Consider the following 14966-nt stretch of genomic DNA (forward strand, 5'->3'; position numbering starts at 1 on the left):
ACATTTGATTTTCAATATATAAGAAACGAAAAGCGCGCATTTGAAATGGGCGCTTTTTTTTTACATAATCAACTAAATATCAATCTAATAGTTGCGCTGCATGATCTTTAGTTTTTACTTTATCAATTACTTTTGTAACTATACCTTCACCATCTACCACAAAGGTTTTTCTATGAATACCATCATACTCGCGCCCCATAAATTTCTTTAAACCCCATACACCAAATGCATTGATAACGGTATGATCCTCATCTGCCAATAGCGGAAAAGGAAACTCATATTTCTCTTTAAATTTAGCTTGTCTTTTTTCAGAATCTGCACTTACCCCTAAAAGTTCATAGCCTTCAGATTGTAATTCTTTATAATTATCCCTTAAATTACACGCTTCAGCAGTGCAACCAGGAGTGCTTGCTTTTGGGTAGAAAAAAACAATTAGTTTTTTACCTGAATAGTCCTCTAATTTAATAGTATTTCCATCTTGATCTTTAGAAGAAAACGATGGCACTTTATCACCAACTTTTAACGTATTCATAAATGAAGTTTTATAAATTTGTGTTTAAATATTTGCAATCAAAATTAAACAATTAATGACGAAAGCCGAAAAAATAGCATTTACAATTTCTACTCTCAAGGAGCTGTATCCAGAAATTCCTGTACCATTAGATCATAAAGATCCATATACTTTATTAATTGCCGTATTAATGTCTGCACAGAGTACAGATGTTAGGGTAAATAAAATTACTCCCCTCCTATTTGCAAAGGCAGACAACCCTTATGACATGATTAAATTAAGTGTTGATGAAATCAGGGAAATCATAAAACCGGTAGGTCTTTCACCAATGAAAGCCAAAGGAATTCATGGTTTATCGCAAATTTTAATTGACAAACATAATGGTGAAGTACCACAAGAATTAGCATATTTAGAAGAATTACCTGCTGTAGGTCATAAAACGGCAAGTGTTGTTATTTCACAAGCTTTTGGTATACCGGCTTTTCCTGTAGACACTCATATTCATAGATTATTATATAGATGGGGATTCACAAACGGAAAAAATGTGGTACAAACAGAAAAAGATGCAAAACGTTTATTTCCTAAAGAAATTTGGAACGATCTTCATTTACAAATTATCTGGTATGGTAGAGAATATTCACCTGCAAGAGGTTGGGATTTGGAAAAAGATATAATTACGAAAACAATTGGGAGAAAAACGGTACTTAACGACTACTATAAAAAGAAAAAAACCCGCTAAAAGCGGGTTTTTTTTATTAATTCAAAAATACTTCGAATTCTAAATCTTCGTGTTCAAATTCATAGAGGGCTTGTGAATAGCTCAATAAGAAGTTGATTGTCTTCGGACAAACTTTGTTAAATCCGGTCTGTTCTTGGTAATCTGAGTAAATTTTTTCCATACTTCCTACGTTGTTACAATAAAATAACGCAGCAAATTTGGAAATATTGTTTATTCTATTTTCTACTCCAGATTAATTCGTAAGAACAATATTATTTTTCTCAATGATTTTTCTAAGATTTATTAAAGCATATCTCATTCTACCAAGAGCGGTATTAATACTAACACCAGTGTTTTCAGAGATTTCTTTGAAACTCATATCTTTATAGATACGCATTAAAAGAACTTCTTTTTGATCATCTGGTAACTCTTCAACTAATTGTCTTAGATCAGTATCAATTTGATTTTTTATTAATTGTTTTTCAGCATTTAACTTATCATCTCCTATTACAGAAAAAATATTAAAGTCATCGCTACCTTCAAACATTGGCATTCTTTTGTTTCTTCTAAAGTGATCGATAATAAGATTGTGTGAAATTCTCATTACCCAAGGTAAAAATTTACCTTCTTCACTATACTTTCCTCTTTTCAAGGTTTTAATTACCTTAATAAAGGTATCTTGAAAAATGTCTTCTGTAATATCCCTATCTAAAACCTTAGAATAGATAAAACTAGTAATACGTTGATTGTGTCTGTTAATTAAAATTTCAAGCGCTCCTTCGTTACCGCTGATGTAATCTTTAACTAATTCTGAGTCTTCAATTTGTAGTTTCATACGAGTTACTTTCTTTAATTGGTTAAGATTGGGAAAATCTTTTTAGTTAATTGGTTTGTTTTTTATTTCTGATATAAAACTAGATAAAAGGGTCGCTGTAGGAAAAAGTATGTTGTCAAACCGCGTTTTTTTGATGTGAAACATCGAAAAAGTATATTTCGATACAATAAAAAGGATTTCAGATAGTTCGACAGCAAAATGTAGGAAAGAAATAAATGTGCAAAAAGCCTTTAAATATTAGTGAAACAATAAAAGACTAATATATAACTAGGTGTAAAAAAGCTATTTACCTATTAAAGCATACCCTTATTCAAGATAAATTCGTTAAACAAGGGTCTGTAAAACAAAAGACCCTTAGGTGTTAACCTAAGGGTCTATATATAATATATAGATTGTATTAGTTTAAATTAGTTTCAAACTGCAATCCGTCAACTTCTGTAATATTTAAAGATTTAGAGTAAGCAAGTAAAAACTGAACAGTTTCAGTTTTGGCCTTTACTAATGTAGTTTTACTTTTATCTTTCGTGTATAATTTTTCCATGTTACTTGTTGTTTAGGTTCATCTAAAGAACGACACATGTATGAAGATAGTAGATCCACTCGACCTGCTACCTATTAATTCGTTAAAACTATACTATTGGCTTCTACCAACTTTCTAAGATTAATTAAAGCGTAGCGCATTCTTCCTAGTGCCGTATTAATACTAACACCAGTATTATCAGAAATTTCTTTAAAGCTCATATCCTTATATATACGCATTTCTAAAACTTCTTGCTGATCTTCTGGCAATTCTTTTATCATACGAAGTAAGTCAGAATCAATCTGTTCTTTGATTAATTGCTTTTCTGCATTCAACTTATCATCACCTAATAGCGAAAATATATTATAGCTTTCCTTACTATTATACATCGGCATTCTATTATGCTTTCTAAAATGATCGATAACTAGGTTATGCGCAATACGCATTACCCAAGGTAAAAATTTACCTTCTTCATTATACGCTCCTCTTTTTAAAGTACGTATAACCTTCATGAAAGTATCTTGAAAAATATCTTCTGTCAATTCGCGGTCACCTACTTTAGAATAGATAAAACCTGTTAAGCGAGAATTGTGACGATTTATTAGCGCTTCAATCGCTTTTTCGTCTCCTTGAATGTATTGCTTTATTAATTGGGAATCTTCAACTTGTACTACCATAACGTTACTTGTAGGGTTAAAATGCAGCCCCAAATTCAAATGAATAAGGGTCTAATGGTTAAATTCTAACTTTAAAAAGTAATGTTGCGTTATAGGCTAATTGAATTTTTATGAGATCCCAAAGATATAAAAAAATAAATACTCTTATAAAAATGTGAAAATTTCTTGTGTTATTTTTAGATATGCTGCATTTCTTAGTTCAGAAAAAAGGCAAAGTGTATCTTTGTAATCATAGAAATTTGTATGCCTACACTCGCCGAAGTAAATCCGAAAGAAAATATTATAATCAAGGGTGCCAAACTGCACAACCTTAAAAATATTGACGTAGTAATACCTAGAAATAAACTTGTAGTAATAACAGGTTTATCTGGATCAGGTAAATCTAGTTTAGCTTTTGATACGTTATATGCAGAAGGTCAAAGACGATATGTAGAAAGTCTTTCTTCTTATGCTAGACAATTCTTAGGTAAGCTCGATAAACCAAAAGTTGACTATATAAAAGGTATAGCCCCAGCAATTGCCATTGAGCAAAAGGTAAACTCTACCAACCCTAGATCAACCGTAGGCACCACTACTGAGATATATGATTATATAAAGCTTTTGTATGCACGTATCGGCAAGACTTTCTCCCCTATTTCAGGAAATGAAGTAAAAAAACATACCGTTACAGATGTTGTAAATCATGTAAAAACGTATGAAGAGGGAACAAAACTTTTGCTTTTAGCGCCTATTATTATTCGTGAAGATAGAGATGCACTAAAATCCTTGGAGTTATTCTCTAAACAAGGTTATGCGCGTATAAAATATAATGATAAGGTACTACGTATAGACCAAGCTCCTGAGGATATTGGTAAAAAGTTCGATTTGGTAATCGATAGAATCATAACCAAAGATGATGAAGACTTTAATAATAGATTGGCAAATGCCATAGATACAACCTTTTTTGAAGGTAAAGGCGAATGTATGATCGAAGAATTGGAAGATGGAAAGCAAACACCTTTCAGTAATAAGTTTGAATTGGACGGTATGACGTTTTTAGAACCTAACGTTCATCTTTTCAGTTTCAATAATCCGTATGGTGCTTGTCCTAAATGTGAAGGCTATGGAGATGTCATTGGTATAGATGAAGATTTAGTAGTTCCAAATACGGCTTTATCTGTTTATGAAAATGCAATTTTTCCATGGCGAGGGGAAAGCATGAGTTTTTACCGAGATCAATTGGTAAATTCTGCTTACAAATATGACTTTCCTATTCACAAACCTTGGTTTGAGCTTACCGAAGACCAAAGACAATTAGTGTGGGATGGCAATGCCCATTTTATAGGTCTGCATAAGTTCTTTGGAATGTTAGAAGAGAAAAGCTATAAAATACAGAACAGGGTGATGCTTTCTAGATATAGAGGCAAAACCAAATGTAATGTCTGTAACGGAAAACGATTACGAAAAGAAACCGATTATGTAAAAGTTGGCGGCGCTTCAATTTCTTCATTAGTAGGTTTATCAATTGAAAAGCTAATTGTCTTCTTTAATGAGCTACAACTAAATGAAAGTGATGCTACGATTGCGAAGCGACTTTTAGTAGAAATAAACACAAGATTAGGATTTTTAGATAAAGTAGGATTGAACTACTTGACCATAAATAGAAAATCTAACACCTTATCCGGTGGGGAAAGTCAGCGTATAAATTTAGCCACATCATTAGGTAGTAGCTTGGTGGGTTCTATGTATATATTAGACGAACCTAGTATTGGCTTACACCCTAGAGATACAGAAAATCTTATTGACGTATTAATATCATTACGAAACTTAGGTAACACGGTAATTGTTGTTGAGCATGATGAAGATATTATGAAAGCGGCAGATATGGTTATAGATATAGGTCCTGAAGCAGGTACTCACGGTGGTGAGGTTGTTGCACAAGGAACCTTAAATGAAATACTTAAATCAAAATCGCTTACCGCACAGTATCTAAATGGTAAGATGGAGATCAAAGTACCAAAAGAAAGAAGAACATCTAAAAATCATATCACTATAAAAGGTGTAAGAGAACATAACCTTAAAAATATCAATGTCACTTTTCCATTAGATATGATGACCGTTGTTACAGGAGTATCCGGTAGTGGTAAAAGTACTTTGGTAAAAAAGTTGCTGTATCCTATTATATTAAAAGAGACAGGTGGCTATGGAGAGAAAGCTGGTCAGCACACATCGGTAGAAGGTAAATTTAACCATATTAAACATGTGGAGTTTGTTGATCAAAACCCTATTGGTAGATCTTCACGCTCCAACCCTGTTACCTATATAAAGGCATATGATGATATTAGACATTTATATGCCAATCAGAAACTAAGTAAAATAAGAAATTATCAAGCAAAACATTTTTCGTTCAATGTTGATGGTGGTCGTTGTGAAAAATGTAAAGGTGAAGGCGAGATTACTGTAGAAATGCAGTTTATGGCAGATGTTCACTTGGAATGTGAAACTTGTGGCGGTAAAAGATTCAAGAAAGAAGTTCTAGAAGTAACATTCAACAATGCCAACATAGATGATGTTCTTAATATGACCATTGATGATGCCATTCAGTTTTTTGAAACTGGGGAGCAAACTAGAATTGTCACCAAACTAAAACCATTGCAAGATGTAGGCTTAGGCTATGTAACCTTAGGGCAATCTTCTTCTACCCTATCCGGTGGTGAAGCGCAACGTATTAAATTGGCATCTTTCTTAATTAAAGGAAGCACAAAAGATAAAGCACTGTTCATTTTTGATGAACCAACAACCGGATTGCACTTTCATGATATTCAAAAATTATTGAAGTCTTTTAATGCTCTTATTAAAAAAGGACATTCAATTGTAGTAATCGAACATAATATAGATTTAATAAAATGTGCCGATTACATTATTGACCTTGGACCAGGTGGTGGAGAAAATGGGGGGCAATTATTAGCAGAAGGTACTCCAGAAGAGGTTATAAAAAGCAAAAAATCGTATACTGCGAGCTACTTAAAAGAGAAATTAGATTAATAACATATACAAAAATAATCAATAATTTCATATTTAAACCTTTGATTATCAATATAATAATCAAAGGTTTATTTTTTTTGGCACGCTGTTTGTAATGTACTAAGGGAATGTAAATAATTACATTTAGAACTACTGCCTAAGGGGGCAGATTTAAACCTTATATTATGAAGAACTTAGTACTACTTTTTACAGCGGTTATTTTTAGCACCACAGGTGTTTTCGCTACAGGTATTAGTGAAGGTAAGGTTGCAAACAGCAATACTTATAGATACGACAACTCATTTATTTTCATAGAAAACGGCATTACATTTTCTGTATATCCAGATGGCGAATTTGACTTTTACATCGAAAACCAGGTTACTGGAAGTAAAAACGGAGTAACATTTAATTCTGGTTATGATTACAGCCCATATGCTCAATATGATGATTATGGTGCAGTGATTCAAGTTGAAAATGTACCTATTTATTATGACTATTACGGTCGTGTAAGTCAGATTGGTGATATAGACATCAATTATGCAAACAATAGAGTTCGTAGCGTAGGTAATATGAATGTATTTTATAACAACCGTGGTTTCTATGATTACCATACTGGTTATATCAACCTATATAACAGAAACTATGTATACCGTCCATTTCACAGATGGTTTGTAAGACCTGCAGTAGGGTTTAGCTTTGTATTCAATAGCCCTTACAGAAGGTATTATACTCCGATTAGATATTCTTACTATAGCCCTTACAGAAACAACTTTAGAAAAGCTTATGTAAATGTTGGTAAACAATATAGATACAATAATGTTCGAAATAATAGGTCAACTGTTTACAGAAATGATAAGCGAGTTGCCGTAAGAAATAATAATATTAGAAGTAATAGAACTGTAGCTAAAAGAGATAATGGCTTAAGAACGAACAGAACAATCGCTTATAACGACAGAACAAGAACGAATAGAAGTTCAACGATCAATAGATCAACAACAGTAAGACGTAATAATACAACTAGTGGTAGAACTACTCAAAACAGAACAATTACTAGAAGTACATCTAATAATGGTTCAGTAAAGAGAAGTAACAGTACAGCTGTTCGTAATACACCTAGTAGAACAATTACTAAAAGAGAAGTTACACGTACACCTAAAAGTACTACTGTAAATAGAAGTACCACTACGTATAGAAATCCGGTAAACAGAAATTCAAATACTAGTACCGGGACTAACGCTAGCTCTCAAAGAAGTACAGTATCTAGAAAAGCAACGAGTAGTCCTTCTAGAAGCACAGTGAGCAAAAGCTCTAGTTCGAGGTCAATAAGTAAAGCCTCTTCTGGAAGCTCTAGTTCAAGAACAAGTTCAGCAACTAAAAGTAGCAGAAGAAATTAAAATAAGTTTTTAGGTTGGTTAGTTGTAAAGCGCCGTAGTGAATAAAATCACTACGGCGCTTTTTATTTCACTTTAGGTGGTCGTATAAAGAAAATAATTTTAAAAATTTCTTAGGTAAGTCAGATTCAATATTAATTTCTTTATTAGTAATAGGATGCTGAAATCGTAGTGAGCTTGCATGTAAATACAATCCTTTTCCTTTTAATTGCAATCCTTCTAAAAAATAGGTTGCATCGCCCAATATAGGGTTTTCAATAGCCAATAGATGTTTTCGTAGCTGATGTCTTCGACCTGTATGTGGACGTAACTTTACCAAATTTAAAACTGAAAAACGACCAGAAGCAATTGTTTCTATAACCTTATAAGAAGACTTTGCAAATTTATCATTTATATCAAGAATAATTGTACCCTCAGTTTCCATTTTACCAATGGTTACCGCAAAGTATTCTTTTACAATATTCTTGTACTCAAATAATTGATTGAGGTCAGTAATAACACTACTAGTTTTACCTACCAAAAGTAAACCCGTAGTAGCATAATCTAATCGATGAACGGGTTGCGGACTTACAGCATCAATTGCTGCACTTATATTTAAATTTTGAGACAAAGCATTAGCAACCGTTTTAAAACCGTTACCACTTACCAAAATTCCAGCAGGTTTATTTATAACAGCCAAATACTCATCTTCATAGATTACATCAAGTTTTAAAATTAGTCTCGTGGTATTTCTCTTTTCTAATGTATAATGATATTCAATAATTTCACCACCTGTTATAATAGTAGCGGTTAATGCTATAGCACCATTTACAAATACGCACTTTTTTTTAATCGCCTTTTTTAAAGCTGATTTTGTAGAAATACGTTGAAATACGCCTACCCCATATTCTTGTAGTCTAGTAGAAGGCATATTCTCGGGTACGATATGTGTTTCTTTAAGATGCATTATAAGGCTTCAAAGTTAATTAGGATTTAGATGATATTCGCATGATTAATTTTCGAACTACTAAAAAATCGAACTGAGTTAATGAAGCTTGGTTTATAACCATAATTTTCACTCATTAAACGATCCACCTTTAAATAGCTATAATGAAAATAATCAATCATAAAATTCTTAGACAGTTAATTATTCTTACGTTGATTATTTTTCTTGGCGGGTTAATCATTAAGTATATGCTACCGTACATATCTGGAGTTCTTGGAGCACTAACACTTTATGTAGTTCTAAGAAAATGGATGTTAAAATTAATTAATAAGGGGATAAAAAGAATGTGGGCGGCCATGCTACTTATTTTTGCCGCATTTTTTGGAATTTTTATTCCCATAACCGGTGCCGGTTTTATGCTGAGTTCACAATTAGGAGATTTCGCCGATAAATCTGAACAAGTAACCAAAGCATTTAAAGATCAAGTATCTCAAATAGAAAAATATGTTGGTTACGATATTTCTTCGACCATTGACCCTCAACAAGCATCGGGCTGGTTAACAGATAATATGCAAGGTTTTGCCAATAGCACTTTTAACATTTTTATCTCATTGGGTATATTATTATTCCTTCTTTATTACATGCTAAAGAGTCCTAAACAATTAAAAGATTCTTTGTTAGAATATATTCCATTAAGTAATAAAAATCTGGTGGTTTTAGGTAAAGAAATTGACAGCGTAGTACGTTCTAATGCCATTGCCATACCTCTAGTGGCAGTTGCTCAAGGAGTTATAGCGTTAATAGGCTTTTATATTTTCGGAGTAGAAAATCCGCTTTTCTGGTTCGTAATTGTAACCATTGGCTCTATGATTCCTTTTATTGGAACATTTATAGGCATTTTTCCTGTTTTTGTATTAAGTCTCGCCAGCGGCGAAGACTTTCAAGCTTGGGGAATTTTACTTTACGGAATATTGGTAGTAGGTATGACCGACAACGTCATACGGTTATTTGTTCTTAAAAAATTAGATAGCACTCACCCATTGATCACCTTAATTGGAGTTCTAATCGGTATACCATTATTTGGATTTGTAGGACTAATATTTGGTCCCTTAATAATAAATCTATTCCTCATCATCGTAAAGATTTACAAACAGCAATATGGTATTCAAAAATCTAGTAAACCAAAAGAGCAACACATGTAATTAACGATTTAAGAACTTATTTAAAACCCCATACACATCTTCAGAAATTTTAAAGCGATAGAGTACCCCAACATAAAACAATATCATCAAAACACTCTTGAAGATTATACTTATTATTGGATGTAAAGAAAATGAAAAAGTTGAAAAAATAACAGCCGTAACAATAATTAGCGCTAGTACCTTTAATGTTTCATTTGTAAATGGAAGTATTTTAAATTTAGATTTAACATACCCTAATTTTAAGGTATTGTAAATAAAAAAAGCACTAAAACTGGCAATAGCAGCGCCATCTATTCCGTATTTCGGAATCAACCAAAGATTAAATAATATGGCCAGCAGAGCCAAAAGAACTCCAAAAAACAAAATGGAGCGGTAATAATCAGAATTAAATAAAATAGAATTATTGTTACCCAGTAGTGCATCATATACTTTCACTAAACCTACCCAAAACACAATCATAAATCCTCCAGAGTATTTATCTGGTAATAACTCGTACAATTCATTTAAGTTTAGCAAGATCAATAAAAATAATATACCTGAAACTATAAAGAGTGTCAATGAGCTTTTTTGATATAATTGCGCAAGCGCAAGCTTATCGTTATTGTTTAAATAAGTTGCCGTTAACGGGTATGTTATTTGATGCATTGCCCTAGATGGCACCGCAATAGTAGATGCAATAAACCCAGCTACAGCATAGAAAGCTACATTTTCAAGTTCAAGAAAGTTATTCAGCATCACCTTATCAACCTCCATAAGAACAATAGCAGTAGATCCACCCAAAATAATAAGAGCGCTATACCTAACTATGGTCTTCCAATTTTCAGGAAGTTTAAAATTCAATTTAGGTTTACGCACCGTATATGCATAGAATTTCATGATTACAGCACGTACAAGATAGAAACCTACTAAAGCATTAATAAAAAAATCAATATCTATGATTTTGAAATACAAAAGAAGAAGCAAGATAGTCTGACCTATTCTACAAAAGATCTCTTTCATAAAATTGCCGAACATAGATTTCATTCTAATTCTTGCCCAGGCATAAAAAACTTCAAAATATGCCATTGCCATACCCACTAAAAAGATATGCCAGACATAATCCCTAACCACATTATTCTGTCTAGAAAGCAGGTTTCCAATGGTGTCATTAGCTAAATAGCTTAGTAACGCAACAGGCACAATTAATACTAAAGGAAGTAAAAGCATTAAAGTAAGGAATGAATTCTGAGTTTGATCATTCTTAAAACTGGAGTAAAATTTTACCAAACTATTGGGTACACCAAATGCCAAAATAGGCATAAGTACAGCAGATACAGATAAGATGACCTGTATTAAACCATAATTACCTGGCTGCATAAAATTAGTGTACAAAAACAACGTATTGACCGCCCCAATTGCAAAACCAAAATAGGTTACAATTGTATTATTCAACGACTGTTTTAGTACGATACCCATTAAATATATTCGACCAATTTTCGGGTGAGTTCCCTTCTACTGTATTTCTTTATACTACCAGAGGTTATTTGCAATTCTCCTTTTTGAAATTGCTGAAACCAACTTAAAAGTACGTTTTTCAATTCAATATCATCAGAATAGTCAAACATCTGTCCGGTTTTCGTTTCTTTAACAATACCAGCAACTTCCCAATTTTTGGGACCTATACCCAATATAGGTCTTTTTGCCGCCATATATTCAAACAACTTACCGGGTATGATACCAATGGTATCGACCGAGTCTATTTCTACCAATAACAATACTTGAGATGATTTTTGATATGCTAATGCCTCATGATGCGTAACATAGCCAACAATCTCAATATACTCTTGCAAACCGGCTTCAGATATTGATGCAAGTATTTCTTCACTTACTACACCAATAAAACGTAGTTGTAGTGCCTTCTTAAAATACTCGTTTTCCTTTACCAAAATTGACAAAACCTTCCACAGGTTCATTGGGTTTCTGCCACTTAATAAGGAACCAATATGTGCAATAGTAAACTTAGAATCCAATTTATAAGAAGAAGCTATTTCACCATCATATCCGTTAGTTATGACCTTTATTGGCTGATTAGTAATCTGTTGAAATTCTAACTTTGTTGTATTGCTCGTAACTATAATTTTATCGGCACTATTTAGAACATCAGACTCTAGTTTTTTGTGCTTTTTTTCTGCTGATGAAGATAGTTTCAGTTTTTTATGATAACCGATAGTAGTCCACGGATCACGGAAATCTGCAAGCCAATTTAAAGGCTGAGACTTCTTTAAGTAATAACCAATAAGGTGAACACTATGCGGAGGACCGGTAGTAATAATAGTTTCTATTCCTTCTTTTACCAAAACATCTTTTAAAAAACCAACAGAGGGTTTTACCCAAAATTTTCTTGCATCAGGTATAAATAGATTACCCCTAACCCACAATAGAATTTTCTCTAAAAAAGATTGATTTTTAGTTTGAATAATTCCAGAACTTATACGCTTTGTTTTCTTACTAGAAAATACAGAGGCTATACGGTAAGGTTCCCTTATAGAATGCTTATAAATTTTTAAATCATTTGGAATATCATGAGAAAAAGATTCATCTAAAAGCGGATAATGTGGATTCTCAGGAATATACAGAACCGGTTCAATATCAAAGTCTCTTAGATACTTTACAAACTTTAACCAACGCTGAACTCCAGGTCCGCCAGCAGGTGGCCAATAGTAGGTAATGACCAGCACCTTTCTCATTATGCTTCCTCTTCTTTCTTAGACCTCCATAAAGAAAAACCGAATCCTCCGATAATAACAAGACCCAATAAAATAGTGCTGGCTAGAGTAATTTTACTTCCTGTAGCTACTACTTCTGGTTCGAATTTAAATTCAATTTTATGTTCTCCTGAAGGAATTTTCAAAGCTCTTAATACATAATCAACTTTGAAGTAATCACTTTCTTTTCCGTCAATATAAGCATTCCAACCATTCTTGTAATACATCTCTGAAAAAATAGCGACACCTTCATTACTATTTTTAGACGTATACGTTAAATGATTGGGTTCATAATCAATTAAAGAAATTGAAGCCGTAGAATCTACTTGATAAGTCAATGGATAAATATCAGAAAACTTAGAAGAATTAATAACAGCTATATTCTTAGTATCTAAACTATCTAAAGCCATTATTTCAGCATCTGCATTGGCAACAGGTTCTAGTTGGGAAATAAACCAAGCATTACCATTTGCATTGGGGTTTTCAATAGGAAAAACATTACCCTCCTGATCTTGTCTAATAACATATTTAATGTTCATCATATTCAAGACAGATAAGTTGCCGTTGTACACATGAAAATTAAACAAGTCTTGCATACCGGCAGGTTTAGCCGCATGATAGCCTGTTATACTTTGATGGAAGTAGGCAGTTTTAGCCGAATCAAATCCGTCTGTTTGATCAAAAACACGGAATACTCCATCATCTTTAGCTATAATTTTATCAGCAGTAGATTCTTGGAAAGGTTCTAACATTTTTCGTTTAGACACGAAATTATCATTGTTTACATAACGTAAATCAACCCCTACTAAATCTACCACAACCAAAATACCAATTGCAATAATCAAGAAATTCATTTTTAATTTCCCTTTTAAATACAGCCAAATTAATAATGCCGTACCCAAAGAAAAAGCTAAAGAACGTAATAAATCACTAGTATAAACACTCTTACGATCTAGTCTAAGCATTTCTGGCAGCTCTTCTAAACCTGTCATTCTAAGACTATCATCGTTGGCACCAACAAAATGAAAAGCGCCTTTAAATATGAATAGCACTACCCCAAGACCTAAAATAATAGCTGATGTAATAGTTAGGGATTTTATTATATCCGCTTGTGGAACTTTGTCCTTAAACAATTTTTTTAAAGCTAAAATGGCTAAAACAGGTACACAAAGTTCTAATACAATCTGTATAGATGACACTGCCCTAAACTTATCATATAGAGGAAAGTAATCTATCATGAAATCGGTTAAAGCACTAAAGTTCTTTCCCCAAGATAAAACCAATGACATTATTGAACCGAACAGCAACCACCATTTGTGCTTGCCTTTAACCAAAAACAATCCTAGAACAAATAAGAAGAATATAACCGCACCTAAATATGCCGGACCAGAGGTTCCAGGCTGTTCTCCCCAGTACAAAGGTAAACCACTTACAAAATCCAATGCACTTGATCTTGCCAAGCCCTTATCTATTAGATAATTATATGATTTAGAATTCTCACCCAAGTTCTCTTGACTTGCACCACCAAAAAGACGGGGAACAAATAAGTTTAAAGATTCCGTAATACCATAACTCCAATTGGTAATATAGGCTTTACTTAATCCACCAGTGTCTGCTTTTGGTGAACCATCTGGGTTAATGGTCAATTCGCTTTTACCACGTGTACTCCAGTCAGCATATTCTTTAGTAGCCATTAACCCTGTTGCATTGGCAGCAATCCCCAAAGTCACCGCTAACAATAGGATGCCAACAGAAGCGAAATAGTGTTTTAATTTTTTATCCATTATTGCATACACCAAATACACCACACCCAAAATGAGAACTAGCAGCATAAAGTAATAGGTCATTTGATAGTGGTTAGCTGTAATTTCAAGAGCCATAGCCAAGGCTGTTAAAACAAATCCCCAGAGGTATTTCTTTCTAAAAACTAGAACAATACCAGCCAACAATACTGGCAAATAAGCCATAGCATGTGCTTTTGCATTATGCCCGGCACCTAAAATAATTATAAGGTAAGTGGAAAAACCAAATGCCAAAGCACCAACAACTGCCAGTCTATAGTCTACCTTTAGGCAACAAAGAAGAATATAAAAACCTATGAAGTAAAGAAAAAGGTAATCTGCAGGTCTAGGTAAAAATCGAATTAATCGATCTAATTTTTTGATGTAATTATGCGGATAGTTTGCACCAAGTTGGTATGTTGGCATACCACCAAATGCACTATTGGTCCAATACGGTTCTTGGTCGTTAGATTTTCGAAAATCATTCTGCTCTTTTGCCATACCCGTATACTGGGCAATGTCATGCTGGTAAATAACTTTACCTTGAAGCACCGGGCTAAAATATGCCAGTGCAGCAATGATAAAAAATACGACAACAAAAAAATGGATGAAAAAGAATTTTAAGCCTTGCTTCATTTGCTAAATAAGTAGTGTTTTGA

Annotated in this window: 12 protein-coding genes; 4 read left to right on the forward strand and 8 right to left on the reverse strand. The window is 33.2% G+C overall.

What is annotated here, in order from left to right:
- Positions 1-79 precede the first annotated feature (79 nt).
- Positions 80-532 (reverse strand): thioredoxin-dependent thiol peroxidase, encoded by a 453-nt coding sequence (gene bcp / locus ACJJVP_RS16920; RefSeq protein WP_405415547.1) that lies wholly within the window; start codon positions 530-532, stop codon positions 80-82.
- Between the two features lie 55 nt (positions 533-587).
- Here bcp and nth point away from each other — a divergent pair, with 55 nt between their 5' ends.
- Entirely contained in the window at positions 588-1250 is a 663-nt protein-coding gene (gene nth / locus ACJJVP_RS16925; RefSeq protein ID WP_405415549.1) for an endonuclease III domain-containing protein, read from the forward strand.
- 232 nt (positions 1251-1482) lie between these two features.
- On the opposite strand, the gene ACJJVP_RS16930 is transcribed toward nth, so the two are convergent.
- The 3 genes from ACJJVP_RS16930 to ACJJVP_RS16940 form a co-directional block, all read right to left on the reverse strand.
- Positions 1483-2064 carry an RNA polymerase sigma factor gene (locus ACJJVP_RS16930; RefSeq protein ID WP_027066572.1) on the reverse strand — a complete coding sequence of 194 codons (582 nt, stop codon included), beginning with the start codon at positions 2062-2064 and terminating at the stop codon, positions 1483-1485.
- A 397-nt stretch (positions 2065-2461) separates the two neighbouring features.
- Positions 2462-2605, reverse strand: a complete 144-nt coding sequence (locus ACJJVP_RS16935) for a hypothetical protein (RefSeq protein WP_405415551.1) — start codon at positions 2603-2605, stop codon at positions 2462-2464.
- A 74-nt stretch (positions 2606-2679) separates the two neighbouring features.
- The gene (locus ACJJVP_RS16940; protein WP_405415554.1) at positions 2680-3261 is read right to left on the reverse strand and encodes an RNA polymerase sigma factor; all 582 of its coding nucleotides are present in this window, start codon (positions 3259-3261) and stop codon (positions 2680-2682) included.
- Between the two features lie 243 nt (positions 3262-3504).
- Here ACJJVP_RS16940 and uvrA point away from each other — a divergent pair, with 243 nt between their 5' ends.
- On the forward strand, positions 3505-6285 hold the full coding sequence (uvrA, locus tag ACJJVP_RS16945) for an excinuclease ABC subunit UvrA (protein WP_405415557.1): 2781 nt from the start codon (positions 3505-3507) through the stop codon (positions 6283-6285).
- 164 nt (positions 6286-6449) lie between these two features.
- The gene (locus ACJJVP_RS16950) at positions 6450-7658 is read left to right on the forward strand and encodes a hypothetical protein (RefSeq protein ID WP_405415559.1); all 1209 of its coding nucleotides are present in this window, start codon (positions 6450-6452) and stop codon (positions 7656-7658) included.
- A 67-nt stretch (positions 7659-7725) separates the two neighbouring features.
- Here ACJJVP_RS16950 and ACJJVP_RS16955 read toward each other — a convergent pair whose 3' ends face one another.
- Positions 7726-8601: an RluA family pseudouridine synthase gene (locus ACJJVP_RS16955; RefSeq protein WP_405415562.1), complete on the reverse strand. Its 876-nt coding sequence runs from the start codon at positions 8599-8601 to the stop codon at positions 7726-7728.
- 143 nt (positions 8602-8744) lie between these two features.
- Between ACJJVP_RS16955 and ACJJVP_RS16960 the strand changes: the two genes are divergently transcribed.
- A complete protein-coding gene (locus tag ACJJVP_RS16960) occupies positions 8745-9782 on the forward strand; it encodes an AI-2E family transporter (protein ID WP_405415564.1) in 1038 nt (345 codons plus the stop codon).
- Here the strand turns inward: ACJJVP_RS16960 and ACJJVP_RS16965 are convergent, their stop codons facing one another.
- The 3 genes from ACJJVP_RS16965 to ACJJVP_RS16975 are packed head-to-tail and all read right to left on the reverse strand — an operon-like array spanning position 9783 to position 14943.
- The gene (locus ACJJVP_RS16965; RefSeq protein ID WP_405415566.1) at positions 9783-11237 is read right to left on the reverse strand and encodes an oligosaccharide flippase family protein; all 1455 of its coding nucleotides are present in this window, start codon (positions 11235-11237) and stop codon (positions 9783-9785) included.
- Complete coding sequence (locus ACJJVP_RS16970) at positions 11237-12508, reverse strand: glycosyltransferase family 4 protein (protein WP_405415569.1); 1272 nt, start codon at positions 12506-12508, stop codon at positions 11237-11239. The genes ACJJVP_RS16965 and ACJJVP_RS16970 overlap by 1 nt, the downstream gene beginning before the upstream one ends.
- On the reverse strand, positions 12508-14943 hold the full coding sequence (locus tag ACJJVP_RS16975; RefSeq protein WP_405415572.1) for a YfhO family protein: 2436 nt from the start codon (positions 14941-14943) through the stop codon (positions 12508-12510). The genes ACJJVP_RS16970 and ACJJVP_RS16975 overlap by 1 nt, the downstream gene beginning before the upstream one ends.
- Between the last annotated feature and the right edge of the window lie 23 nt (positions 14944-14966).

It is taken from the genome of Maribacter sp. Asnod1-A12, assembly GCF_045063735.1.
In the GTDB taxonomy this organism is placed as follows: Bacteria; Bacteroidota; Bacteroidia; order Flavobacteriales; family Flavobacteriaceae; genus Maribacter.

Excerpts from the sequence above, each read along its gene's own strand:
- ACJJVP_RS16970 (WP_405415569.1), bottom strand. The coding sequence starts at position 12,508 with ATGAGAAAGGTGCTGGTCATTACCTACTATTGGCCACCTGCTGGCGGA.
- ACJJVP_RS16930 (WP_027066572.1), bottom strand. The coding sequence starts at position 2,064 with ATGAAACTACAAATTGAAGACTCAGAATTAGTTAAAGATTACATCAGC.
- ACJJVP_RS16955 (WP_405415562.1), bottom strand. The coding sequence starts at position 8,601 with ATGCATCTTAAAGAAACACATATCGTACCCGAGAATATGCCTTCTACT.
- ACJJVP_RS16940 (WP_405415554.1), bottom strand. The coding sequence starts at position 3,261 with ATGGTAGTACAAGTTGAAGATTCCCAATTAATAAAGCAATACATTCAA.
- uvrA (WP_405415557.1), top strand. The coding sequence starts at position 3,505 with ATGCCTACACTCGCCGAAGTAAATCCGAAAGAAAATATTATAATCAAG.
- ACJJVP_RS16965 (WP_405415566.1), bottom strand. The coding sequence starts at position 11,237 with ATGGGTATCGTACTAAAACAGTCGTTGAATAATACAATTGTAACCTAT.
- ACJJVP_RS16950 (WP_405415559.1), top strand. The coding sequence starts at position 6,450 with ATGAAGAACTTAGTACTACTTTTTACAGCGGTTATTTTTAGCACCACA.
- bcp (WP_405415547.1), bottom strand. The coding sequence starts at position 532 with ATGAATACGTTAAAAGTTGGTGATAAAGTGCCATCGTTTTCTTCTAAA.
- nth (WP_405415549.1), top strand. The coding sequence starts at position 588 with ATGACGAAAGCCGAAAAAATAGCATTTACAATTTCTACTCTCAAGGAG.
- ACJJVP_RS16960 (WP_405415564.1), top strand. The coding sequence starts at position 8,745 with ATGAAAATAATCAATCATAAAATTCTTAGACAGTTAATTATTCTTACG.
- ACJJVP_RS16975 (WP_405415572.1), bottom strand. The coding sequence starts at position 14,943 with ATGAAGCAAGGCTTAAAATTCTTTTTCATCCATTTTTTTGTTGTCGTA.
- ACJJVP_RS16935 (WP_405415551.1), bottom strand. The coding sequence starts at position 2,605 with ATGGAAAAATTATACACGAAAGATAAAAGTAAAACTACATTAGTAAAG.